The 24,147-nt window shown below is 40.0% G+C and carries 18 protein-coding genes; 16 read left to right on the top strand and 2 right to left on the bottom strand.

Features of this window, described 5'->3' with window-relative positions:
- The first annotated feature begins 79 nt into the window (after positions 1 to 79).
- The 13 genes from ERJ70_RS16795 to ERJ70_RS16735 all read left to right on the top strand — a co-directional run bounded on the left by ERJ70_RS16795 (position 80) and on the right by ERJ70_RS16735 (position 17,301).
- A complete protein-coding gene (locus tag ERJ70_RS16795; protein ID WP_245208040.1) occupies positions 80 to 3,622 on the top strand; it encodes an SH3 domain-containing protein in 3,543 nt (1,180 codons plus the stop codon).
- Between the two features lie 132 nt (positions 3,623 to 3,754).
- Positions 3,755 to 4,873, top strand: coding sequence for a non-hydrolyzing UDP-N-acetylglucosamine 2-epimerase (wecB, locus tag ERJ70_RS16790; protein WP_309507113.1), 1,119 nt, complete (start codon positions 3,755 to 3,757; stop codon positions 4,871 to 4,873).
- 133 nt (positions 4,874 to 5,006) lie between these two features.
- A complete protein-coding gene (locus ERJ70_RS16785) occupies positions 5,007 to 5,927 on the top strand; it encodes an LCP family glycopolymer transferase (protein ID WP_209365910.1) in 921 nt (306 codons plus the stop codon).
- A 287-nt stretch (positions 5,928 to 6,214) separates the two neighbouring features.
- Complete coding sequence (locus ERJ70_RS16780; RefSeq protein WP_209365909.1) at positions 6,215 to 7,204, top strand: Two component regulator three Y domain-containing protein; 990 nt, start codon at positions 6,215 to 6,217, stop codon at positions 7,202 to 7,204.
- Between the two features lie 1,304 nt (positions 7,205 to 8,508).
- Entirely contained in the window at positions 8,509 to 9,303 is a 795-nt protein-coding gene (locus ERJ70_RS16775) for an SDR family oxidoreductase (RefSeq protein ID WP_209365908.1), read from the top strand.
- A gap of 22 nt (positions 9,304 to 9,325) precedes the next feature.
- On the top strand, positions 9,326 to 11,209 hold the full coding sequence (locus ERJ70_RS16770; RefSeq protein WP_209365907.1) for a BglG family transcription antiterminator: 1,884 nt from the start codon (positions 9,326 to 9,328) through the stop codon (positions 11,207 to 11,209).
- Between the two features lie 3 nt (positions 11,210 to 11,212).
- The gene (locus tag ERJ70_RS16765) at positions 11,213 to 11,683 is read left to right on the top strand and encodes a transcriptional regulator GutM (protein WP_209365906.1); all 471 of its coding nucleotides are present in this window, start codon (positions 11,213 to 11,215) and stop codon (positions 11,681 to 11,683) included.
- Entirely contained in the window at positions 11,667 to 12,218 is a 552-nt protein-coding gene (gene srlA, locus ERJ70_RS16760) for a PTS glucitol/sorbitol transporter subunit IIC (RefSeq protein WP_209365905.1), read from the top strand. The genes ERJ70_RS16765 and srlA overlap by 17 nt, the downstream gene beginning before the upstream one ends.
- 10 nt (positions 12,219 to 12,228) lie before the next feature.
- Positions 12,229 to 13,239, top strand: a complete 1,011-nt coding sequence (gene srlE / locus ERJ70_RS16755; protein ID WP_209365904.1) for a PTS glucitol/sorbitol transporter subunit IIB — start codon at positions 12,229 to 12,231, stop codon at positions 13,237 to 13,239.
- Between the two features lie 18 nt (positions 13,240 to 13,257).
- The gene (locus ERJ70_RS16750) at positions 13,258 to 13,608 is read left to right on the top strand and encodes a PTS glucitol/sorbitol transporter subunit IIA (RefSeq protein ID WP_209365903.1); all 351 of its coding nucleotides are present in this window, start codon (positions 13,258 to 13,260) and stop codon (positions 13,606 to 13,608) included.
- Positions 13,609 to 14,133: 525 nt separating this feature from the next.
- A complete protein-coding gene (locus ERJ70_RS16745) occupies positions 14,134 to 14,295 on the top strand; it encodes a hypothetical protein (RefSeq protein WP_209365902.1) in 162 nt (53 codons plus the stop codon).
- A 303-nt stretch (positions 14,296 to 14,598) separates the two neighbouring features.
- Positions 14,599 to 16,053, top strand: a complete 1,455-nt coding sequence (locus tag ERJ70_RS16740; RefSeq protein WP_209365901.1) for an APC family permease — start codon at positions 14,599 to 14,601, stop codon at positions 16,051 to 16,053.
- Positions 16,054 to 16,584: 531 nt separating this feature from the next.
- A complete protein-coding gene (locus ERJ70_RS16735; protein ID WP_245208039.1) occupies positions 16,585 to 17,301 on the top strand; it encodes a copper homeostasis protein CutC in 717 nt (238 codons plus the stop codon).
- Between the two features lie 266 nt (positions 17,302 to 17,567).
- On the opposite strand, the gene ERJ70_RS16730 is transcribed toward ERJ70_RS16735, so the two are convergent.
- Positions 17,568 to 19,154 carry a bifunctional metallophosphatase/5'-nucleotidase gene (locus ERJ70_RS16730; RefSeq protein ID WP_209365900.1) on the bottom strand — a complete coding sequence of 529 codons (1,587 nt, stop codon included), beginning with the start codon at positions 19,152 to 19,154 and terminating at the stop codon, positions 17,568 to 17,570.
- Between the two features lie 729 nt (positions 19,155 to 19,883).
- Here ERJ70_RS16730 and ERJ70_RS16725 point away from each other — a divergent pair.
- Entirely contained in the window at positions 19,884 to 20,855 is a 972-nt protein-coding gene (locus ERJ70_RS16725) for a hypothetical protein (RefSeq protein WP_209365899.1), read from the top strand.
- 187 nt (positions 20,856 to 21,042) lie between these two features.
- Here the strand turns inward: ERJ70_RS16725 and ERJ70_RS16720 are convergent, their stop codons facing one another.
- A complete protein-coding gene (locus ERJ70_RS16720) occupies positions 21,043 to 21,888 on the bottom strand; it encodes a sulfite exporter TauE/SafE family protein (protein WP_209365898.1) in 846 nt (281 codons plus the stop codon).
- 217 nt (positions 21,889 to 22,105) lie between these two features.
- Here ERJ70_RS16720 and ERJ70_RS16715 point away from each other — a divergent pair, with 217 nt between their 5' ends.
- Entirely contained in the window at positions 22,106 to 23,086 is a 981-nt protein-coding gene (locus ERJ70_RS16715; protein ID WP_209365897.1) for a formylglycine-generating enzyme family protein, read from the top strand.
- Positions 23,087 to 23,143: 57 nt separating this feature from the next.
- The gene (locus tag ERJ70_RS16710; RefSeq protein ID WP_209365896.1) at positions 23,144 to 24,025 is read left to right on the top strand and encodes a LysR family transcriptional regulator; all 882 of its coding nucleotides are present in this window, start codon (positions 23,144 to 23,146) and stop codon (positions 24,023 to 24,025) included.
- Positions 24,026 to 24,147 lie beyond the last annotated feature (122 nt).

The raw sequence follows: 24,147 nt of genomic DNA, 5'->3' as shown, positions 1-24,147 counted from the left end.
ATGTACCGATATATAATAATAGCAGACTATTAATAAAGTTATTAATGGTTTAACTACAACAGGAGGAAAGGAGCATTAAATGGTCAAAGATATATTTAAAGGTCAGTATTTTATTTTTTCTTTGTTTTTATTTTTTCTAATCATCCCTTTTACTGTAACAGCCGAACCGAATGGAGAATATCAGGATACGGGAGAATTAGAGCTATTCAAGACCACGGAAAACTTGACGATTGGTGACTTTTCTGTAATCGATTCAACTTATCTCTTCGGTTACGAAACCGAAAACGGGATTAAAATTCAGTACAGTAATACGAATAAAATAATCCCTAGTGAATCACTTATGAAAGTTGGCTCAGATGAAAATGTATCTGGGTTGTTTGAGTTAGAGACTACTGGCACTCAGTTACTATCAAAGGGAGATCCTTTGTACACAGCGACTAATAAAGAAAGCCCTGCTGGTTCCGTTCTGAAAGAAATAGAGTACCCGGTGTATGAGGACGATGAAGGGCATCCTATCATTTACATAGGAAATGTTTCATTTTATCTGGCAGAAAGCGAAAGCTCCGATGCAGTTGGGACTACCGATACGGAGAATTCTGTATCATCAGGGGACAAGGAAGTCACGAATGAAAAAGAGATGACAGATTCGTCGTCTGATGAAACTTCTATCGTGGAAACGGAACAGGGCTCTTCCAAGGGAACGACTGAAGAACTTTCTGAAGAACCAGTAGTCCAGGAGAAGACTGATCCGGAAGAAACGGCGATCGATGAGGACGCAGGAATGGAGTCTTCAGAAAAGGAAAGTGTCTCGGAAACAGAACCGGATACAAGTACTGATAAATCTTCGGAAGAACTTAATCAGGAAGAGACTTCTTCCACGGTCGCTTCGACCTCGACAAAGGAAGAGGAAAAGGAAAAGCAGCTGGAGACCCAGTCATTTACGAAGATGATGGTTCAAAGCGTGGATTCTTGGGAAAACTCGGATGCCGATTACTTCAAGGTGACGACCAGTACCACTGTTTACGACAATCGAGGTGACGGAGCCTTAAGGCCGATGGGACAATTACTGGAAGGCCAGGTCTATCCTCGTGTCAGTGATTACGGAAACTGGCACCGGATTAATTTCGGTGGTATATATGGATATGTAAGAAAGTCGGATACGGTTCCGGATGATGGTAGTTCCTTACGGAATGAAAATAGTAAATACACCAATCAATCTCGAACCTTTGAGACATTGAAAGAGGTTTCCGTATACGACAATTCATCGGGGAGCCTGACTCCTTTCGGCCAAATCTCTAAAGGAGAACACTATGCCTTGGCAGGGGATTACGGCAACTGGTGGAGAATCCTGTTTTCTGATCGGGTAGGTTATGTGAGGAAAGCAGAAGTGAAGGCGGAAACGAAGCCGACCGATAACTATTTCCGTGTTTATACGGCTAACATTCCCGTTTATGATAACCGTAGCGGTTCTCTCAAAAAAGTCGGGGAATTGAAGAAGGGTGAGTCTTACCCAATTGAAAAAGATTACGGCAACTGGTGGAGAGTTCAGTTCGGTGATTTTTATGGTTATGTCCGCAAATCGGATACAGGTTACGCCACAAAAACAGAGATTCCGAATCTGAATGATGAATATACCAATATAGCGCATAAATTGGAGACAGAACAACAAGTAGAGGTATATGATAACACTTCAGGGAGCCTGATTCCTTTCGGAAAAATAGATAAAGGTCAGCTATTCCCCATCGCAACGGATTATGGGAATTGGTGGCGAATCCTTTATTTGGATCGGATAGGCTATGTCCGGAAAAATAATGTAAGCCTCCGATACGCCAGCTATGACGATTACTTTAAAGCCGAAGAGGATTTGCCAATATACGATAATAGAGGCAGCGGTTCTCTCAAAAAAGTAGGCGAAGTAGAAAAAGGTAAAGTATACAGCAGAGTGAGTGACTACGGAAACTGGCACCGTATTCAGTTCGGAGATTACTATGGATATGTAGAAAAGTTCGCTACATCGCCGGACAGTGGTACATCGGTTAAGAATAAAAATGAGAGTTACTCTAATCAAGACCGAAGGTTTGAAACCCTGAACGATGTCACCATTTATGACAATTCGACAGGCAGCTTACAAGCAGTCGGAAAGATTGAAAAAGGAGAAATGTACCCGATTGCCACCGATTATGGCAACTGGTGGCGAGTTCTCTATTCCGACCAAGTGGGCTATGTACGTAAAAATAGCGTAAAAGCCGAGTTCAAATCCGGAGACAACTACTTCCGAGTATTCAAGGATAATTTGCCCGTTTACGATAATAGCGGGACTTGGTTGGAGAAGGTAGGAGAGTTGAAAAAAGGACAATCATACCCAATAGTAAAAGATTATGGGAATTGGTGGAGAATCCATTTCGGTGATATTTACGGTTATGTACGTAAAGCAGATACAGGTTATGCGACTAAAACGGAAATACCAAATTTAAATAATAAGTATTCGAATTCAGATAGTGATCTTGTGGCGAAAGATAAAGTAACTGTCTACGACAATACTTCAGGAAGTTTAGTTGCTTTTGCTAACCTAGAAGCTGGTACTATTTTTCCGATTGCATCTGATTATGGAAAATGGTGGAGGGTAGTGTTTGCGGACCGAGTTGGTTTTGTGAACAAAGAAGAAGTTGATATTTATGGAATTAGCAAAACGATTTACAATCTAACTCTTGAAAAGGCTATCGAATTGCAAATGAAAGTAAACCCGCAGACCGATCAAAATTACGGCTATGTATCCAAATCATATATTAATAGTAATAATGAAGTTACTGCCAGTGCTCTCAATGTACGTGGCGGACCAGGAACAAATTATAAAGAAATAGGAATGTTATATAACGGGGATAAAGTAAGTATTCTAGGTGAATATGATGGTTGGTATCAGATTAAGTTTAATGGGAACGCTCAATGGGTGACAGCCAGTGAAGAGGATGTTCAGTACTATCTAGACCCAAACAACTTTTTGGAAAACAGCCGTCAAAAATTTCAATTCTTAGATTTAGGAAAAGCTAGTGGGGCAACAGCATCAGAACTAAATAGTTACTTGTCAGGAAATGGAATATTGTCTGGAAAGGGACAATATTTTATAGAAGCAAGTAAGACTCATGGAGTAAACGATGTCTATCTAGTATCCCATGCATCTCTAGAAACAGGTAATGGAGGTTCACCTCTAGCTACTGGGGTTGAAGTAGGTAAAGACAAATCTGGTAATTTGGTGTTAGTTAATTCTAGTAATCGCAGTAGTTTACGAGATATTAGAACAACGTATAATATGTATGGTATTGGAGCTGTTGACGGGAATGCATATGAAGGAGGTGCATTTCGTGCTTACAAAGAAGGCTGGTTCAGTCCTGAGGAGGCCATCATAGGAGGAGCCCAGTTTATTGGGAATAGTTATATAAAGGTTGGTCAAAATACCTTATATAAAATGCGTTGGAATCCGGATGCTATGGAAAGGTATGGATATGCCACCCACCAATATGCATCAGATATTGGCTGGGCTTATAAACAAGTAGGTTCCATGTACAATTTATATCAAGAGATTGGATTAACAACTTTATATTTGGACGTACCAGTATATAATTAAAAAATAGCCTGCAAACTTTTTGCAGGCTATTTTTATGTGTTTTTTATTTCATGCGCATAATATGATATAATTCGACTTATGATTGAAGAAAATAGTTAATGAGACAATTAACTTTTAACAGGAGTGACTGAATTGGACAAGCCTATTAAAGTGATGACAATATTCGGAACGAGACCAGAAGCAATAAAAATGGCTCCATTAATTTTAGAGCTAAGAAAACGTCCACAAGAATTTGAATCAATTGTAACAGTGACTGCTCAGCATCGAGAAATGTTGGATCAAGTACTGGAAATATTCGATATCTCACCAGATTTTGACTTAGATATAATGAAGAAGAAGCAATCACTTACAGAGATTACAAATAGAGCGTTGGAAGGCTTGGATAATGTTATGAAGGAAGCAGAGCCGGACATTGTATTGGTACACGGAGACACGACGACAACCTTTGCTGCCTCTTTAGCTGCATTTTATAACCAAATTGCAGTAGGTCATGTGGAAGCGGGTTTACGAACTTGGGATAAATATTCACCATATCCTGAAGAAATGAATCGACAACTAACAGGTATTATGGCAGATTTGCACTTTTCACCTACCGAAAAGTCCAAACAAAACCTGCTACATGAAAATAAACCAGAAGAACGAATTTTTGTTACAGGGAATACAGCAATTGATGCATTAAAAACTACCGTGGGTGAATCTTATCAAAGTGAAGTTTTAGATTCCTTAAATGGTAAACGATTAGTTTTAATGACAGCTCACCGGAGAGAAAACTTGGGAGAAAATATGCAGCAGATGTTCCGTGCAATTAAACGATTAGTGGAAACGCATGAGGATATTCATGTCGTATATCCTGTGCATTTAAATCCAGTGATTCAAAAAACAGCTAATGAGATATTAGGAAACGATAAAAGAATTCAATTGATAGAGCCTTTAAGTGTAGTAGATTTTCATAATTTCGCTTCACGTGCTCATTTGATTTTGACTGATTCTGGTGGTGTGCAGGAAGAAGCACCATCGCTTGGAGTTCCTGTTCTAGTTCTACGTGACACAACTGAACGACCGGAAGGGATTGATGCCGGTACCTTGAAGTTAGCAGGAACAGATGAGGAAAACATTTTTAACCTGGCTAATGAACTGTTATCTGATTCGGAAGCCCATAAAAAAATGGCTCGTTCATCCAATCCTTATGGCGATGGACAAGCTTCCAAACGGATTGCAGATGCCATTGCCGGATATTTTCAAGCAGAGTAAATTTAGTTTTTTTGTGTAATTCACTTTTTGGTGTAGGCACTTTGGCTTTGTATTGATATACTGTTATCAGGTAATAACGTCTTAAGTGTAAGCCTGTGAGTAAGTTAAAAATGGAAAGAGGAAGATGTTAATAATGAAACGTTCTGAATATAAGAAAAAGCCCAGAAGATTATGGGTTAAGATCTTGTTGACTTTTGTTATACTACTAGTGGCAGGCACGGGGGCTTTTGTTTATTCTATTTATCATAATACAAAACAAACCGTTGCAAATAAAATCACCCAGCCAATTGATTCTATTGATACAACGGTTGGTAAGAAGAAAGTAAAAGATCAGGAACCACTTAACATATTATTGCTTGGGGTGGATGAAAGAGAAAACGATGTAGGCCGCTCGGATGCAATGATGGTGCTATCACTAGATCCAAAGAAAGATAGTATGGAACTTGTAAGTATTCCAAGAGATACAAGAACAGAAATAGTTGGTAAAGGAACCCAAGATAAGATTAATCATGCCTATGCTTTTGGAGGCGTAGATATGTCGGTTAACACTGTTGAAAACTTTCTTGGGATTGAGTTAGATTACTATGTTCGCTTGAATATGGAAGGTTTGACAGAATTAGTCGGTGCGGTTGGAGGAATCACCGTAGAAAATGAATTAGAGTTCACTCGCAATGGGTACCATTATCCTCTCGGAGAAATTGAGTTAAGTGAAGAGGAAACGTTAGATTACGTTAGAATGCGTAAACAGGATCCAAATGGTGATTTCGGACGTAATGAACGACAAAGGAAAGTAATTCAAGGAATAGTTAACAAAGGGGCTTCCGTAGGCTCTGTAAATAAAATAGATGATATCGTGCAAGTGCTAGGAAATAATATGGCTAGCAATCTGGACTTTGACGATATGCAGAACCTCTTGCTTAATTATAGGGATACCAGAAAAAATATTAACACTTATCAAATGCAAGGTACAGGAACGAAAATAGACGGCATCTACTATTATGTAATTGATGATACTGAAATTGCTAAGGTCAAAGAGATGATTAGTCCCAATTAATTATGGTGTAAAGATAAAACTGCACTTTACGTGCAGTTTTTTTCGAGTATTGATATCAAAAGCTTTCTTCAGATTGGGACGTTTATATATTTAGTAAAAATTATATTGGATTCAGTATATGTCGCAAAATTTCTACCAGGATATATAGAATACTAAACGGACAAGACTTTTAGAAATTAATATGATTAATAAATATGTCCGTAATGAAGTCAGATTATTAAGTGAATATTTGGTCAACGATCGTTGTACTATTGACTATCAAATGGATTAGAATGGGGGAAAGATAAGTGTCAGTGTTAAAAGGAGAAAAAATATTTAATGCTGAGAAAAGTGTCAAATATTTTTTTCAAAAGTCTTATAAAAAAACCAATCATTTAGTGATTGTTTTTTCTGCATTTTCTCCAATTGGCAAACCTCCAAAATACAACTACATATCTACCTTAGAGGGTTTTGATTGTAATAAACTCTTTATTTTAGATGATTTTGGAAGTCGTGCTAGCTATTACTTGTGCCAAAATAGAGATTTTTTGATTGAGAGATCAGTATATAAGTTAATTCAATGGATTATAAAAGAGAACAACATCGAAAATGTTATGGCTTGCGGTTCAAGTAAAGGTGGATATGCTGCCTTGTATTACGGTATAAAATACGGATTTGACCATATCATTGTAGCTTCTCCTCAATATTACTTAGGAGATTACCTTCTTGACCAAACTAATTCTATAGACGTTGTCGATTTCTTATCAGGTTCAAGTAATGAAGAGGATAAGAAATTTCTTAATAACATTATGTATGTAATGATTTCCGAAACGAATAACAGGCCAAACATCTTTATTCATTTAGGTAAGGGTGAAACTCACTATCAGAATCACGTACAACCATTGCTCACCCAATTTGAGAAGTTTCATTTTAATTATGAGTTGGATTTAGGGAATTATAGTGATCATAAAGATGTCGCACTTTTTTATCCAGAAATTCTAAAAAGAAAAGTAAGGAATGTTTATGGTTATCCATTAATCAAATTTAAAAAACTGGTTGAAGGGAATATACCGCAAAACACGAAAGTTACGTTTGAGGTTGAAACAGATGGCGAAGATAACAAAGTAGCATGGTATCTTTACTTAGACGGCAAAAAAATAGATGTTAAAAATTATACATTAGACAGGACCTATGAAGTCATGTTCGCAAAAAAGGGACAGTATAAGGTGAGATCTTTTGTGATAAACAAAGAAGGTTTTAAGATATCGGCGACAACAAATAAAATAGTAGTAGAATAAATGCAACTACATAAGGCCTTATTTGGAATAGACAATATTACAGAGTGTATTCCAGTGAGCGTGTCAAGGAAGTCAATTATGAAATAATCCAACGTTAAAATTAATGGTTTTACAACAAAATAAAGGGGAAAAAACTGCACATTTAGTGCAGTTTTTTTTTATAGTGTGCCCGGGTCGCCCCGAAATCTATAGGAAGCCAGAGGAAAATCTCCGACCCGAGGAAAACGAACCTCAGAGAGGCTGGCACCCTGGGACGAGCTGGCTATACACACTAAAATCCTAATGGCCAAAGGGAGTGACAGTAAATGAGGCGGGTACACGGAGAGGAAATTTGCACACAAGCTCCCTTCTCAACCTGTTCAGTGATGGAAAACTGAACAGGCAGAAGTCAGGCGAGGTCATGTTAACTTCCTAGCTTGAGGTAGAGGGGAAGGACTGGATCTTTAAGGAAGAGCAATCCTTTTGGATTCATCCTTCTGTAAAGACATTCAGGACATGAGTGTCGAAGCTAAAACCCATACCATCTTCATCGATTATTACCGGTATCTGCAAAACCAGGAAGATAACGTTTCTTCTTTTAGAACTAAGAGCCTTAAAGAGTGGTATGGTTATCCATGGCAGGGATTTTACCAAGAGATCCAAAAAGAAATAGATGGCGATTGTGGTTATGTAAATAACCGGTCTGGCGAGTTTTGGGATTTTTGTAGGTTCCAAGCTTAAGCTTAAAAAAAGGTATTATATGCAATGGGAACAAGAAAACCTTTGTGTATGTTTTTTATAGGGTCCGTGGCAATACACTTGGCTTATTTACAAACGAATAAGTTAAAAACCTTTAACATAGGACACGGAAAGCTATCTTCTATGAGGGAATTATTTCGATTTTGAAAGAATGTGTACTTCGATGAAACAATGTTAATGGGACCAGACGTTAGATTAAGATAAAATGGTACCATTGGACTGCCCCAAGGTGGAAGAAATATTGAGTCTTAAGACTAGGTATAGTATAAGGGAAGGGATATCACATTACTTCCAATGATCGACTACTTACTAAATCGAGCTAAGATAGGGATGTACTGGGAACTTTAATTAGGAGAAAATAAAAGAGCCGTTTAGTTTAGATAGTTCATTCTAAAAGGCTCTTTGCTTTTTAATAGGAGTGGCTTTAGTATTCTATGACGTTCTAGTTTGAACTCTTTTATTTAATTAATCCCCCCTTTTTCCAAAATCGCCACAAAAGTAAGAATTAATTTTGAAAACGCTTATTTGTAGAATGAACTCAACAAGAAATTTAGGAGGCATTAGTGATGGGAAGTTGGTTAGGAATAGAAGAAAAAGTTGCCATTGTGACAGGAGGAAGCTCTGGAATTGGCAGAGCGATTGTCACCGCCATGTTGGACAATGGTTCGATTGTCTATAACTTGGATTTAAAAGATCAGCCATTGGATCACGATAATTATCGTTTTATGGAACTGGATGTCACAGACGCTGCAGCTGTAAAACAAACGGTAGACACTGTAGTGGAAAAAGAAAGCAAAATCGATGTGCTGGTCAACAATGCAGGTATTAATCTTCCGAGATTGCTTGTAGATATCAAAGGCGAGAAACCTCAATATGAAATGGATGAAAAAGATTTAGATGTCATGTTCAATGTGAATTTAAAGGGGCCTGTTTGGCTCAGTCAGGCAGTAGCAAGACACTTCATTTCTCAAAAATCTGGTATCATTGTTAATGTTTCGAGTGAAGCTGGACAGGAAGGCTCGGAAGGTCAAAGTATCTATTCGGCTACCAAAGCTGCGTTGATTGGCTTTACAAGAAGTTGGGCAAAAGAACTTGGTAAGCACAATGTAAACGTTGTAGCTATCGCGCCTGGCATCCTTGAAGAAACAGGATTGCGTACACCACAATATGAGGAAGCTCTTGCTTACAGCAGAAATACGACTGTCGATCGGTTAAATGGCGATTATTCTAAATCGATTCCATTGGGCAGGGTAGGCAAATTGACGGAGATTGCTGACCTGGTTTGTTATTTAAGTTCTGATAAAGCAAGTTATATAACAGGGACCACAGTTAACATTTCAGGTGGTAAGTCTAGAGGCTGATTCCATAGATAGGGGAGAGGTCATGCAACTTAATGAAAAACACCTAAAGATGATAGAGTCTCTCATGCATGAAGAGATTGAAATAGAAAAGTTGTCCTATCAATTAAATCTTACAGAAAAAACGATCGTGAATTATATAAGACAAATCAACAGCGACTTTCAAGATGCCGCGGTCATCACCAAACAGCATCAAAAGTTATCCCTGGCAATCAAGGAGCAACCGGTATTTTTCGACAAACTGGATTTATTAAAAGATGAATGCCAGGAACATGACAGAGCGAATCAGCAAAGAAAAGACGAGCTTTTTTATCAATTATCTATCCACAAGCAAACGACCCTGGATGACATGGCGGATAGGTTGTTTTTGAGCAAGACACTGGTCAGTAAAATTCTGCGGGAGTTGAAAGAGGATATCGAGACATCACACGTACAGATCACAGGTACGCCAAATGTAGGCTTGATATTGGAAGGCTCTGAGTTTGAAATACGCAAGTTGGCGATTGAACAATTTCCTTCCGAATTTATCGAATATGAAATACCGCAGAATTTGGTTTCAGGTCTCGATCAATTGCAACAAGATTGGAAACTGGATGAACAGTCATTGGAACGGTTGATTTTGGCGCTCAAAGTGACCATGCAACGAATGGAGCAACATTGTTTTATAAGTGGCACAGTCGATTTAGATGCACATATTTTTCATTCGGAAGAGTACATGGCATTGGATTTTATAAAAGGGTATATAGAAAAAGTGTTCCCAGAGGCGAATGCAGGAAAAGAGATTATCTTAATCGTTGTGCAATTGATGGGACGCAGGGCTTCGCTACTGGATGAATTATTGACGCAACAAGATGAAAGCCTTATTCAAAAAATCATCGATCAAACAATCCGGGATGTAGAACGGTTTTACGGGCTTAAAATCGATGAGGAGCTATTCACGAAGGACATTCGCTTACACATTAAGCATTTAATCAATCGATTGATTTTCCGTATCAAATTAAATAATGAACTGGCGTATGACATGCAGCAGCGATTTCCCTTTGCTTATGAATTGTCTACAGTGTTGGGAGAAAGCATTACACGCGTGACTGGATTGGGAATGCCGGAAAAGGAACTGGGATTTCTAACGATATATTTCAGTGTGTACTTGGAACAACTTGAGCAGCAGATGAATGAATTACATGACATTGCGATTTTGACAAATCAAGGATTGAGTACGACCAAGTTGTTAACCATGAACTTGCGCAAAGTGTTCGGCACCCAAATCAACGTGGTGGTCATTGATGAATCCGAGTTTACCGAAGAAAGCATTCATCCATTTGATTTAGTCATCTCAACGATCAAAACAAACAGAATGTTCAACAAAGTCATATACATCGAGGATGTTTTTGATCAGCAGCTGCTTAAATTGAAAATAGAACAGTTCTTGATTTATAAGGATGTAAGTAATAAAAAATTGTTCAACCGCAGTGTTTTGGTGGATTTCCTCGATCATTCTGATTTTTACCACTTTCAGGGCCGGCAAACATATCAAGATATCATTTGTCGACTGGCTGATGAGCTATACAATGAAGGAAAAGTAGACGAAGATTTTAAAAAGAGTTTGATTGAAAGGGAAAACAAAAAATCTACGATCAACGGTCAACTTGGTTTCCCGCATGCCAGTCATAAGCAAGACGGTATTTTTATCAAGGTTGGTGTCTTGGACGAGCCGCTTGAAGATCATGAAAATGTCAGATTGGTCGTGCTTATCGCATCTTCCGAGGAGAACGTGAATGAGGCAATGCTCATCCGGATTTATGAAGAAGTGTTGGCGATCACGACAAATCACTATATTTTGAACAAAATCAATGCTAAGACAACCTTTACGGATTTGTCACGACTATTAAACCAGGAAATGAGGGAATAGCCCATGTTTATCATGTTGATTATCTTTGCTGCTATAGGCTTTGTCGTTCAGTATTTACTAGGTCTGCTCCAGATCAAAAATTTCACCAAAAACTATATCCAACTGCGGGAAAAGGGCCGTGTCGCCATTGGAAGACGTCCGGCTATCGTTAAATCTGGAACGCTGGTGTTACTTCAGCTAAACAATAAAAACGAGATTGAAGATGCGCGATACATGCAAGGTGTGACCGTATTCTCTAAATTCAAACCGCTCAAAGGTTTAGAAGGAAAGAAGTTGCAAAAAGTTAATGCCAGTGATCTGGAGGATTACAACAAGTTGCTGGGAAAAGCGGTTTTAGATGCGCAAAACACTTTCCATGTCATTCAAAATGGCGGAGAAATTGCCCAAATTCCTTCACCGATGATGAAAGCTGTACGGAAAGTAAACGGAATGTTTAAAAAAGAAAGGGGTCTAAAGCATGGACTACATCGTTAAATTTGCAGAAGGATTTATCAACTTGTTCCAAACAGGTGCCGATACGTTTATCGATTGGATGACATCGATTGTACCGCTTGTACTAATGTTGTTGATTGCTATGAATACCATCATTCAATTGATAGGCGAGGAGAGAATCAATGTTATTGCACAAAAATCAGCCAAAAATCCGTTTTTAAGGTATTTGGTGTTACCATTCCTGGGGTCCTTCATGCTGGCGAATCCTATGGTCCACTCTTTAGGCAGATTCTTGCCAGAGAGATATAAACCGAGTTACTTTGCTTCCGCGGCACAGTTTGCCCATACAAGTAACGGGATTTTTCCACATATAAACCCGGCGGAATTATTTATCTATTTGGGCATTGCACAAGGTATCCAGGAGCTGGGGCTGCCGATGACAGATCTGGCCGTCCGTTACTTATTGGTCGGTTTGGTGATGAACTTCATCGGTGGTTGGGTTACGGACTTCACAACGAGTTATATAGAGAAACAACAAAACGTGAAATTGAGCAAAGAAGTAAAAGTAGAAGGTTGAGGTGGACAGCATGGCTGAAAGAGCGAAAATCGTTAAGGGTTCGGGTGGTTTCGGCGGCCCGTTGACAATCGGTGTCGATGGTAAACGGGACAAACTGATGTATGTGACAGGCGGCCATAAGCCTGCCATTGTAGATAAAATATGTGATATCACCGGGGCAACACCTGTAAATGGTTTTGAAACGTCGGTACCGGAAGAGGAAATCATGGCGGCAGTCATTGATTGCGGCGGAACGTTACGTTGTGGCATTTATCCGCAAAAAGGCATCCCAACGATCAATATCATGGCTACCGGTAAAAGCGGCCCTTTGCGCCAATATATAACAGAAGACATCTATGTATCCAACGTAGACGTTGATCAAGTGTCCGTGGCTGGTACAGAAAGTGAAAGTACTTCCGTAAAAGAGACACAAGCAGAGGAGAAACAGCCAGAACAACAAGCGACCTATTCAAGAGACAAAAAAATCATGGAAACACGCGCGGAACAAGAAAATAAGAGTATTCTTACCAGAATCGGATTAGCAGCAGGGAAAGTTATCAACACCTTCTATCAGGCTTCCCGCGATGCTGTGGAAACGATGCTGCATACGGTCATTCCATTTATGGGATTTGTGGCATTACTGATCGGCATCATTCAAGGCTCTGGCATCGGCGACTTGTTCGCAAATGTCATGTCTCCGCTTGCCGGAAATATTTGGGGACTGATGGCCATCGGCTTTATTTGTTCCTTGCCCTTCTTAAGTCCATTACTAGGGCCTGGAGGAGTTATCGGACAAGTACTAGGTACGCTGATCGGAGTGGAAATCGGCAAAGGCAACATTCCTCCAAACCTTGCACTTCCGGCACTATTTGCGATCAATACGCAAAACGCCGCAGACTTCATTCCTGTTGGATTAGGTCTGGCAGAAGCAGAAACGAAAACAATCGAAGTCGGGGTGCCATCTGTCCTTTATTCCAGATTCTTGAATGGTGTGCCGCGAGTATTTGTCGCTTGGCTGGCAAGCTTCGGATTATATAAATAAACAAGGAGCGTATGATTCATGTATCGAACAGAAATAAAAAAAATCGGAAAAGATGCAAAAGCTTTTGAAGCAGAAAAAATGATGGTTCTGTTTGGAGAAAATGCACCAGCTGAACTTGCGGACTTTTGCTATATCATCGATGTCAATCCAGTAGAAAAAGAAATAACGGAAGATTCAATGCTGACTATTGACGGAACGACATATGAAATCACGAAAGTTGGTTCTGCCGTTAACAAAAACCTTCATGATCTAGGTCATATCACCTTACGGTTTAATGGGAGTACGGAAGAAGAACAATCAGGAACGTTGTATTTGGAAGATGCAGAGTTGGTGACGGTGGATGTTGGTTCTACAATTACGATTGAATAAATAATAGTTCAACATATTATAAAGCCCCCTTGAAGTTTATTATTAAAACTTGAAGGGGGTTTTTACATAGCGATTTCTGGCTACCGGAAATTGTTAATTGTTTCCCTCTAGAGCAATTATAAACCTTGTTATTTCTAAGAGTGTATGCATAATTCCTCATTATCCGGAAAGGATAAAACTTGATTCAGTACTATTTACAAATCACCAACAACACACAAATGAGCCAAATAGTTAGAAGACAGGAGGAACGCACATGTCTGAAGAACATCGAAAAAAGAACTTTGCTCCGACAAATCCAAGCAAAAAACAACCAGATGAACAGCGACGAGGACAATCGAAATCTAACTCGCGGGGTAAAAGTCGATAATGCAGGAATAGATGATAAGGGGGGCTGTAGCTCTCCTTTTTTGGTGGTTTAAATGAGATGCATGTCAAATAGTATTGGCCGAAAACTTCCTTGCCCAACTCAAATTCCGGCGCCTGCTCCTTTCGAGTGCTTCATTCAAGCCTGAGCAGGAGAAGTAAATGAGCATGATGACAGAAGTAATCTTCCAGTATGGAAGGAAACAAGCAGTATATCTAGGTGCAGATTGCCTGAAAATTGTTTCTCTATTTGAGGTGGTTTGTCGCTTAAAAGGTGCTATAAAACAAGTGTTGCAGGCGGTAGGAATTCCCGAACAAGTTTAAACATCTATTATATCTTTCATCATGCCGGTGGTACCAGAAAATGACGCCTGTCTGGAATTGCCGGTAATCAGCTATTGAGGTTTAAGCGAAAAACATTTGGTTAAGCAACCGTAAAATATAGTTTTATCCATTACACAAACCTTTTTATTATACGAAGCTGCCTTTTCCCTTTATAATCCGGGGAAAAGGCAGTTTTTTCTTGTTTTTCTCATTTAAGTTACTTATTTAGTGGTACATATGATTAGTATGATGTGCTCTTTATCAAAAAACTGTTTTAAAGAAACTTTCTAAGGAGAGGTAAAAATGAAAGAAAGAAAAACCCTAAAGAAGTCTCTAAAGCCCCATTGGGTTTGGGCAATAGCTCTGGGTTCTTCCATTGGGTGGGGCGCATTTGTGCAGCCGACTAATTGGATGAGCACTGCAGGCCCTCTTGGAGCAATGCTTGGTTTTGGGATCGGCGGCTTACTCATGATGGTCATTGCCGTTAGTTATGGCTTCCTTATCAAAAGCTTTCCCGTATCCGGTGGAGAGTTTGCCTATGCGTTTATTAGTTTAGGTCGGACACACGCATTCATTTGTGGGTGGTTTTTGACGCTCGGGTACATATGTATCGTTGCGCTAAATGCATCGGCATTTGCCTTAATGTTTAAATTTGTCTTTCCAAAGTTTGTTGAGAACCTGCATTTATACCAAATTGCAGGCTGGGATGTTTACGGTACAGAGATTATTTTTGCGACTTTAGCGTTATTATTGTTTGGTTATTTAAATATTAAAGGAACCGGAATATCAGGAAGATTGCAATTTATTTTTTGTTCAGTAATGGTAATAAGCATAGTTGCCCTGTCACTTTTCGTGGGCGGACAGCCAATCTCTGGCTTTGCAAACGTTCAACCTCTATTCCCAACGGAAAAAACAGCTTTTGCTGCGGTGATTGCAATTGTTGCAATAGCACCATGGGCTTACGTAGGATTTGATAATGTACCACAACTTGCCGAGGAATTTAATTTTTCATCTAGAAAAGCTTTTAATCTAATCTTGGGAGCTCTGTTTTTCGCAGCATTATTGTATATATTAATGATTTTAGCTACCGCAATGGCTCGTCCCTGGGAAGGATTGGTGTCGGAAAACCTGCTATGGGGTACTGGAACAGTGGTACAAGATTTATTGGGAACCTTTGGGTTGGCTATTTTGGTCATAGCGCTATCGATGGGGATCTTTACTGGCCTGAATGGATTCATCGTTTCTTCCAGCCGGCTTTTATTTGCCATGTCTCGTGCAAAGATTATTCCAGAAACATTTTCTAAACTACATCCTAAATACGATACACCTTATATTGGTATCATCTTTACGGTTGCTGTTTCCTTATTAGCACCTTGGTTTGGACGAGAAGTGTTGACATGGGTAGTCGACATGTCATCAATAGGTGTTACCATTGCTTACTTTTATACGTGTTTTACTGCTTATAGATTATTTAAGTGGAAAATGGGGGCAGATTTCAACCCTTCCGTAAATGTTGTTTCCCCGTTAAAAAAGTCATTTGCTGGATTAGGAGTAGTAACAAGTATTATATTCTTATCCCTTCTATTGATTCCAGGTTCACCGGCATTTTTGGGAATAGAATCAAGAGTTGCACTAGTAGCCTGGATTGTCTTAGGAATAGGCTTCTATCTTGTTAAGCGCAAGGAACTTAATGAGATACCCGAGGGTGAATTGAATTATTTAATTTTAGGGGATGAAGAAATTATTGCTAAGGATTAGACTGCTTGTTATGAAATAAAAGCATTTGATAGTTATTTTAAAACAGATAATAATCATGCTTCATGCTTGGGTCATCCAGGTAAAAACATGTTCTCCTTATCAATTGAATAGCCAAACCTTTAATGGTTATGGCTCTTTGCAGTCTGGCACTAGTTACCCCGCTCCTTTATAGTATAGGTGATTATCTGAATAAATCAGCACACTCCGGTTACGATAAAAAGAATTGGTTCGATCATTAGGGATGAATTAAATTCTTATGAAACTGGAGGAATTAACATGACGGAAGAACATAGAAAAAAGAACTTTGCTCCGACCAACCCAAGTAAAAAACAACCGGATGAACAAAGAAGAGGGCAATCGAAATCTAATTCTCGTGGTAAAAGTCGGTAATCAGGAAAATAGAACGGGGGAGGACTGTGTTCATACCTTGTGATATTGGAATTAAACAGGTGTTCAGTTAACCCTATTGAAGTGATAGGAGATATCTTGATGGGAGAGGAGTGCGTTTAGCTAAGCCATACAGGAGAGTGAGTGAAACTGATATTCGAAGTAATCGTTCAGAATGCGGAGGAAGCGAAGCAAGCAGAATATTTAGGTGTTGACCGGCTGGAGTTGGTTTCCGCTATCAGTGAGGGCGGTCTGACACCTAGTTATGGCACCATAAAACAAGTGCTGCAGGCTGTGGAGGTTCCCGTGCAAGTTATGATCCGTCCACACAGCTATAATTTTTATTATAGTGAAGCCGATATAGCAATTATTTTAGAGGACATTAAAGCTGTGCTGGGCTTGGGCAGTAATCGAATCGTATTTGGCGGGTTAACTAAGGATAATGCGATTGACGAGAAGGCACTGGCGGAAATAATTAAACTAGATTCGAAATTAGACATTACCTTTCACCGGGCCTTTGATGAAGTTGTGTCTCAGGAGGCTGCATATCACACTTTGCTCCATTACAAACAACAAGTGAAGCGCATTTTGACTTCAGGTGGAGAAACAAATTGTGAAGCAGGGAAAGATAATTTGAAGAAACTAGTAAACTTGTCGGAAACGACTAACGGTCCCGCAATTTTGCCAGGGTCTGGTTTAGGGCAGGCTAATATCGAACCCATTCATTCTGTTGTCTCCGCTTCTCAGTATCATTTTGGAAAGGCATTGCGTAAAGGAGGGTCATTTGCGCAAGGCTTTGACCCGGAAGCATTCTCAAGAATTAAACAATTTTTAGGAGTAATGGATGACAGAAATGTTTGATCGGCCGGAAAAGTGCGGCTCCTCTTTTTAATTTCTGCAGTATCGTTTTGGTATTTTTTCATTGGGGGATTCTATTCTAACAAAGTAAAAGCTAAGTGATCATGAAACAGGTCCATCCGAGAAGAGACTATGAAGTTTATCTGGATCAATTTATATAAGTTTATTAACTAAGCTGCCTTTCCCCTTATCATTCGGAAAAGGCAGCTCTTCTTGTTTCACTACTTCGTCTATTATATTTTGTGTGTGATATTAAACCATAGTCGTAACTACTTAATCTCAATCCGCCCATCTTCCGGCGCTGCTATAGGCCCTTCTTGTTCTTGCAAATACGCAATCATTGCATCCAAAGCAAGTGGACCTGTTACTTGATTAGTTCCTTCGGTAAGTACGGTAAATCCGTCTCCGCCTTCCGCTAGAAAGTTGTTCACTGTAACTGTGTACGCTTGACTTGGTTCAATCGGGTTTCCTTCGTTATCTGTCATCTCAACAATTCTTTCACCGATAGGAGCATCATCTTCCCAGGTGTACTGCAGCCCGGAAACTTGTAGAATGGTGGATGAATTATCTTCCCATTGCTGTTCAAGAACAGCCTTGATTTGATTTCCGGTGAGTGTCATGTTTACCAGATTATTCCCGAACGGAAGCATGGTATAAAGCTCTCCCCAAGTGACCGGACCTTCGTCCAGATCAGCACGGATTCCGCCTGGATTCATGAAAGCAAAGTCCGAACCCATGGTAGCCCGCTGAGAATCTGCGACCAGGTTCCCGAGGGCTGATTCGCCGCTTTCATCCTGACCGGTTGTAATGGCTTCAGAAGTCTCTGCTACTACTTCCTCAACCAAGTCCTCGATGTCTTTTTTATAAGTATCGACCATATCTGCAATTTGCTCATCAGGTTCGATTCTGTCATGATAAGTCGTAACAATTGCTGCTTCTTTGGAAACGATGTCTTTCGTTTTTGGATCAATCATTAAGTCAATATCCGAAAAAGCAGTACCGCTGGAGTAGGATTGAACGATCAATTTGTCGTCGACAACGGTATTGGCATAATCATGGTTGTGGCCGCCCAATATGACATCGACCTCATCGTCGATGTGGGGAGCGAATTCCACGACATCACCCGACGGATTAGTGCCATCTTGTTCGGAAGAAGCAGGCACATGAGCAAGAACGACAATGGATTTCACCCCTTGCTCTTTTAGTTGCTGAGCCGCATCATTAATTGCATTTGTTTCATCGGTGAATTCTACACCTTCGATACCACTTGGAAGCACGATGTTTCGTGTTTCCGTTGTGACGACACCGATAAATCCAATTGGGATGCCATTCACCTTTTTAATCACATATGGAGGTAGAATCGTTTCTCCAGTATCTTCGTCTACCACGTTTGCCACGGTATAAGGGAAGGAAGCCCCTTCAAACTCCCCGGTTTCTTCGTGTTCCCCTCCATAAATAAGGCGTTTCATCTCGTCCACGCCTTCATCGAATTCATGGTTACCTACCGTTCCTACATCGAAGCCAAGTTCGTTTAAAATTTCGATGGTTGGTTCATCCTGAAGCAGCGAGGATACAGGGGAGCTGGCACCGACAACGTCCCCGGCGTGGACCAGCAAAGTATTCTTCGTTTCTTGTTCATACTTTTTAAGGTAAGCTGCCAGATATTCTGCCCCGCCTGCTTGTCTCCCGGCAATGTCACGGTAAACGTCTAACTGACCGTGGAAATCATTGATTCCCAGGAGTTGGACATGCTTGTACCTGTTTTTGAAATGGTCATTTTCGGAAGGTGCGGCGAAAACCGATGTACTGAAGAGAGACGTGGAAAGCAAGACAGCAAGTAGTACTTTTTTCCACATAGGAATACCTCCTTTTAATTTGTAGGACACTTTCAAACTAGCAAACTAGTTTAAAGCTGGTTGTGTCTTTAATGTAAAAGTTCGGTAAACAAAATAACAGAGTAAAAAGTAGGGTTATGGGGCACTTTTTGACGTAATAGTCGGATATAAAATCGGATCAAGCAATGGAGTAAAGGGATGGGGAAATAGCATTTTAAAAAATAGACAATTGAGATGTTCACTTTCAGGAGAGACATAAATAAAAGGTCGACTGTCAATCAGTCAACCTTTCCCGTCTACCATATATGTTGAGTTGTGCTTCTTTAGTGAATAAGTAATAAATCGAGTTATCGAGCCATTGCATTGTCATGTGAACGAGTAGGAGCATCATTTGAATGGTGTTTAATTAGTTGTGAAACATAAGATTCTAATTCAAATCTGTCCTCTCTGATGAATTGGTCTAATTTTACTTTCTTTCTTTGATGCATGTTGTTTCCCTCCTAATCGTTTTGTTGTTTGTTATTATTATTCTCTTATTCTCGGTTTTTTAAACATGGTAGATTGGTAGAAACATTTTCCAGGATAACGCGTTAGTTTATTCTTGCTCTCACTATTTTGGTCAGTATGCACTATAATTTTTGGCTCAAGCTGCCAACTTCATTTTCTCTGAAGCAGCATGGAATACAATTTTTATATCGATTTTGCTCATGTTAAAATGATTTACCAATAGGTTTTTTTAGGAGGATTAAAATGTACCATGTGACTTCTGATAAAGTGATTAAAATTGGAGAAACCACCTTTTCTGAACTCAATTTTAAAGAAAGTGACATTGAAGAATTGTTAAGAAAGAACATCGAAATCATTTGTGATGAAGAAGAATCTATGCTTATTGTTGGGAAACAAGTTAGAAATGCACAACTAGGAACCAGCGATCTCACAGCAATAGATAACAAAGGAAATATTGTATTAATAGAGATTAAGCGAGACCGAAAAGATATCGAAACGAGAAAAGAAGCATTTGAATTTCAGGCAATTCGATATGCTGCTAGCTATGCGACGATTGAAGATATTGAAGATTTAGTGAACAAAGTATATTCACCTTACATAGAGAAATATCGGTCAGAATTTGAAGGAGGATACTTGACTAGCGCTGAATTGGGGACACGTAAGTTAACGGAGTTCTTGCGGGAAAATGGTGCGGAGAACAATTTTAATAAAAACCAAACAATTATACTCGCTGCTTCCGATTATGATGAGCAGACGCTGTCAGCGGTTGCTTGGTTGAATAGTAATAACGTAGATATAAGTTGTTTTAAATTAATTCCATACGATATTAATGGTGAAGTGTATATTGATATTGAAAAAGTTTTGCCACTGAATACATATCAAGATTATTATGTGAATTTTTTGGATAATTCACTGAACCGTAGAATGCACAAAAAAGGAATAAACAGAAGAACTCTTCCAAAAATCGGGGAGATGATTGACTGGGGTGTAGTAAAGCCAGGTGATATTATAGCAGCTAAAGGTCGTGATGACGAAGGAGTTTTGCAAGCAAATGGAAATGTAGAAGTAAATGGAAAAGAAATTTCCATGCAGCAATGGTTAAAAAACCTTTTCGGTTGGTCAAGTATCCAAACTTACGTATTTGCGGTGCATAAGGAGTCTGGAAAATCCCTTTCCCAAATACGGAAAGAGTACATGGAAAAGGTGCAGGAATAATAATTATAAATCCAACTAAGGGGAGTTACTTTTCAGTTTAAAAGATAAACCGGCAATTATGAATAATAGTCCAGCTTGATGTACTGTTGGCATCTTTTTTACTACTTTGGTCAAAGTGAACTAACAAAATCCCCCAGTACTAATATAGGATACCTTTAAAGTGATTATTTATCGTGGGAATACTTCATTAACTAAAATACATCCTAACCCCTATCACCACTAGCAATATAGAGAGCATTTGCATAATGATGCGTCCCGGTATCCGCTGGGACAACAAAACGCCAAGCTGGGCACCGGCAATGACACCTGCGCCGCCCCAAAATACCGTCATCCAGTCAATATTCCCGTAAAAAAACTGGGAAATCACACCGACTGATGAGTATAAACATAAGGAAAAAAGCGAGGTGGCTGTTGCGAAATGAGTAGAGACATTGAAAATATAAATCAAAATCGGCACCAATAACCAGCCGCCGCCGATTCCCAGATAGCTTGAAAGAATACCCATTACTAATCCAAGCGGTATGAACCAACCGGATGATGCACCGGTGTTTTGGGCGTTAGATATGCTTGCTGCTTGTGTCACACTTGCATCCTTTTCTAGAGTGGGGCCAGCTTCCTGATAAGCTTTCTTGCCATCTTTATTTATGACGCCTTTTCTTGGGAAAGGTGTGTTCTTGCTAAATAAAAATAGCCCGAGTGCAACCAGGGTGGTTGCGAAAACGACGTAAAAATATTGCGAAGAAAAATGCTGCAATAGCCAAACTCCGGCCAGGGAACCCGGTAATGCGCTCATTCCTATAGTCAGTCCTGTTTTATATATAATTTTTTCTTGCTTTGCATAACCTAGCACGCCTGATAGGGAATTGATCAAAACGATTACCAACCCTGACGCTGAAGCAACCGCTGGATCCATGTGAAAGAGCAGCAATAACGCAGGTACAAAAATGAATCCTCCCCCTGCTCCTACGATAGTCCCGTAACCCCCGGCGATTATCCCGATGCAAAGCAGCAATAATCCTGTCATGATGTCCAAAATAGTAAGTGCCTCCTTATGTAAAGTAACTACTTAAATTCTTTCAGATAGGAGATCACTTGTCTATTCACTATATTTTATAGGGTATAACCAGTTTGTATTGATGCAATTCTTCCTACAGATGATAGAATAAAGGAAGGAAACGTTATCTGACAGGAATATGGCAAAAAAACACTCTGATTTGGGGATGCGATTTCTATTTAAAGGATGTGCGCTAATGGCAAAAGAGACACCTAATCATCATACTTGTTCTTGTTGTGCCGGAAGTAGAACGGAAATCCATGAGTCTTTTCAAAATAAAGAAGAAGGCACTAAATCAATTGTAAGTGCAGGAGCACAAGTGCGGTATCAGGAGAAAATGATCTATGTTCCCGGCGGTGAATACTTGATGGGAACAGATGATGAGGAAGGTTTTAAAACCGATGGAGAAGGACCAGTAAGAAAAGTGGAAGTATCTCCTTTTTACATGGACAGTTATACAGTCACCAACGAAGAATTTGATGCGTTTGTGAAGGAAACAGGTTACCAGACCGAAGCAGAGAAATACGGTTGGTCGTTCGTATTTTATAAATTTTTGCCCGAAAAACCATCCATGGCCATTCAACAGCTTCCTTCCACACCATGGTGGTTTGCTGTGGAGGGGGCTTATTGGTACCAGCCGGAAGGGCCGGATTCTTCGATTGAAGACCGAATGGATCACCCGGTGATTCATGTTTCCTGGAATGACGCGGAAGCGTTTTGCCAATGGGCCGGGAAACGGCTGCCGACCGAAGCCGAGTGGGAATTTGCAGCTCGCGGGGGCCTGGAGCAGAAGCGGTTCCCGTGGGGAGATGAACTGACGCCGAATAGAGAATATCGATGCAATATTTGGCAGGGTGATTTTCCAAAAGAGAACACCGCGGATGATGGCTACGTGGGAACTGCGCCGGCAAAGTCTTTTCCTGCCAATGGATTCGGCTTATACAATGTATCAGGGAATGTTTGGGAATGGTGTGCCGACTGGTTTGATCGAAGTAGAGATATGGAGCAGCTAGTAAATCCGACCGGGCCTTCCAAAGGAACTTCCAAGGTGATGCGCGGCGGTTCCTATCTTTGTCATCATTCTTATTGCAACCGATATAGAGTAGCAGCCCGCAGTTCCAATACCATCGACAGTTCGACCGGAAACATGGGGTTCCGGTGCGTGCGTGATGCATGAAGTGCTTGTAGCCAAACGCTGCAAAATCAACGAAGAAGATCGGCAAGGTGGTGCGTTGTGAATATAGAAAGCTTACGGATGTTTTGCCGTGTAGTCGATGAAGGGAGCATAAGCCAAGCGGCTCGGTCGAGTTATGTGACCCAGCCGGCTGTGACCAGGCAGATTCGTCAGCTGGAAAATCGTTATGGAACATTGCTGTTTGACAGGACGGATGGAAAACTTCTGTTATCGGATGCTGGAAAAACGTTGTATGGCTACGCAAAAGAAATAGTGGAACTCGACAATATTTCCTATGAAGCGATGCAGGAATTGATTGGCGTACAAGCGTCCGTACTCAAGGTCGGGGCCAGTTTGACAATTGGCGAGTATCTACTGCCTGGATTGCTAGGGAATTTCAAAAAGCAACATGAGGAAATAAAATTTAGTTTATCCATCGGCAATACACCGTATATTTTGGCGAAATTGGAAGAAAACGAAGTCGATATAGCCTTGGTAGAAAGTACGGTTGACAACGACAATTTTAAAGTTCGGAAGTTTGCCGATGATGAGCTGATTCTTGTCACTGCCCACAATCATCGATGGGCTACACGCGATTATATTGACGTTCAAGAGCTTGTTGAAGAGAAGATGATATGGCGTGAAAAAGACTCAGGTACACGTTTAATTGTCGAAAATGCTTTGGATGACCGAGGGGTGCTGGAGGGGATCCAGCATGCAATGGAACTCGGCAGCATGCAATCGATTAAGAGTGCAGTGGAGGCAGACTTGGGTGTCAGCATCCTTCCACGTTTGACGGTGACAAAAGAATTGAAATATAAAGCTTTGCGTGAAGTAACTGTGAAAGATTTCAGTATCATGCGTGATTTATGGATTGTCCAAAAGCAGCGTCGGTTTAAAAAATCTGCCGAAACCGATTTTGAGGAGTTTTTGCTTTATTAGGTTAATGGTAATCCTATTTAACCAAAAGTTAGATTAAAAAATTCTGCACAAAAACAAAGTATTCGTTGAACTCTGCTCTGACTTGTTACAATGATTATATAGTTTTAGGCTAGCATATTGAA

Source organism: Sediminibacillus dalangtanensis (genome assembly GCF_017792025.1).
Lineage (GTDB): Bacteria > Bacillota > Bacilli > Bacillales > Amphibacillaceae > Sediminibacillus > Sediminibacillus dalangtanensis.
The sequence above is the reverse complement of the archived record's forward strand: the minus strand, read 5'-3'. Positions and strand labels throughout refer to the sequence as shown.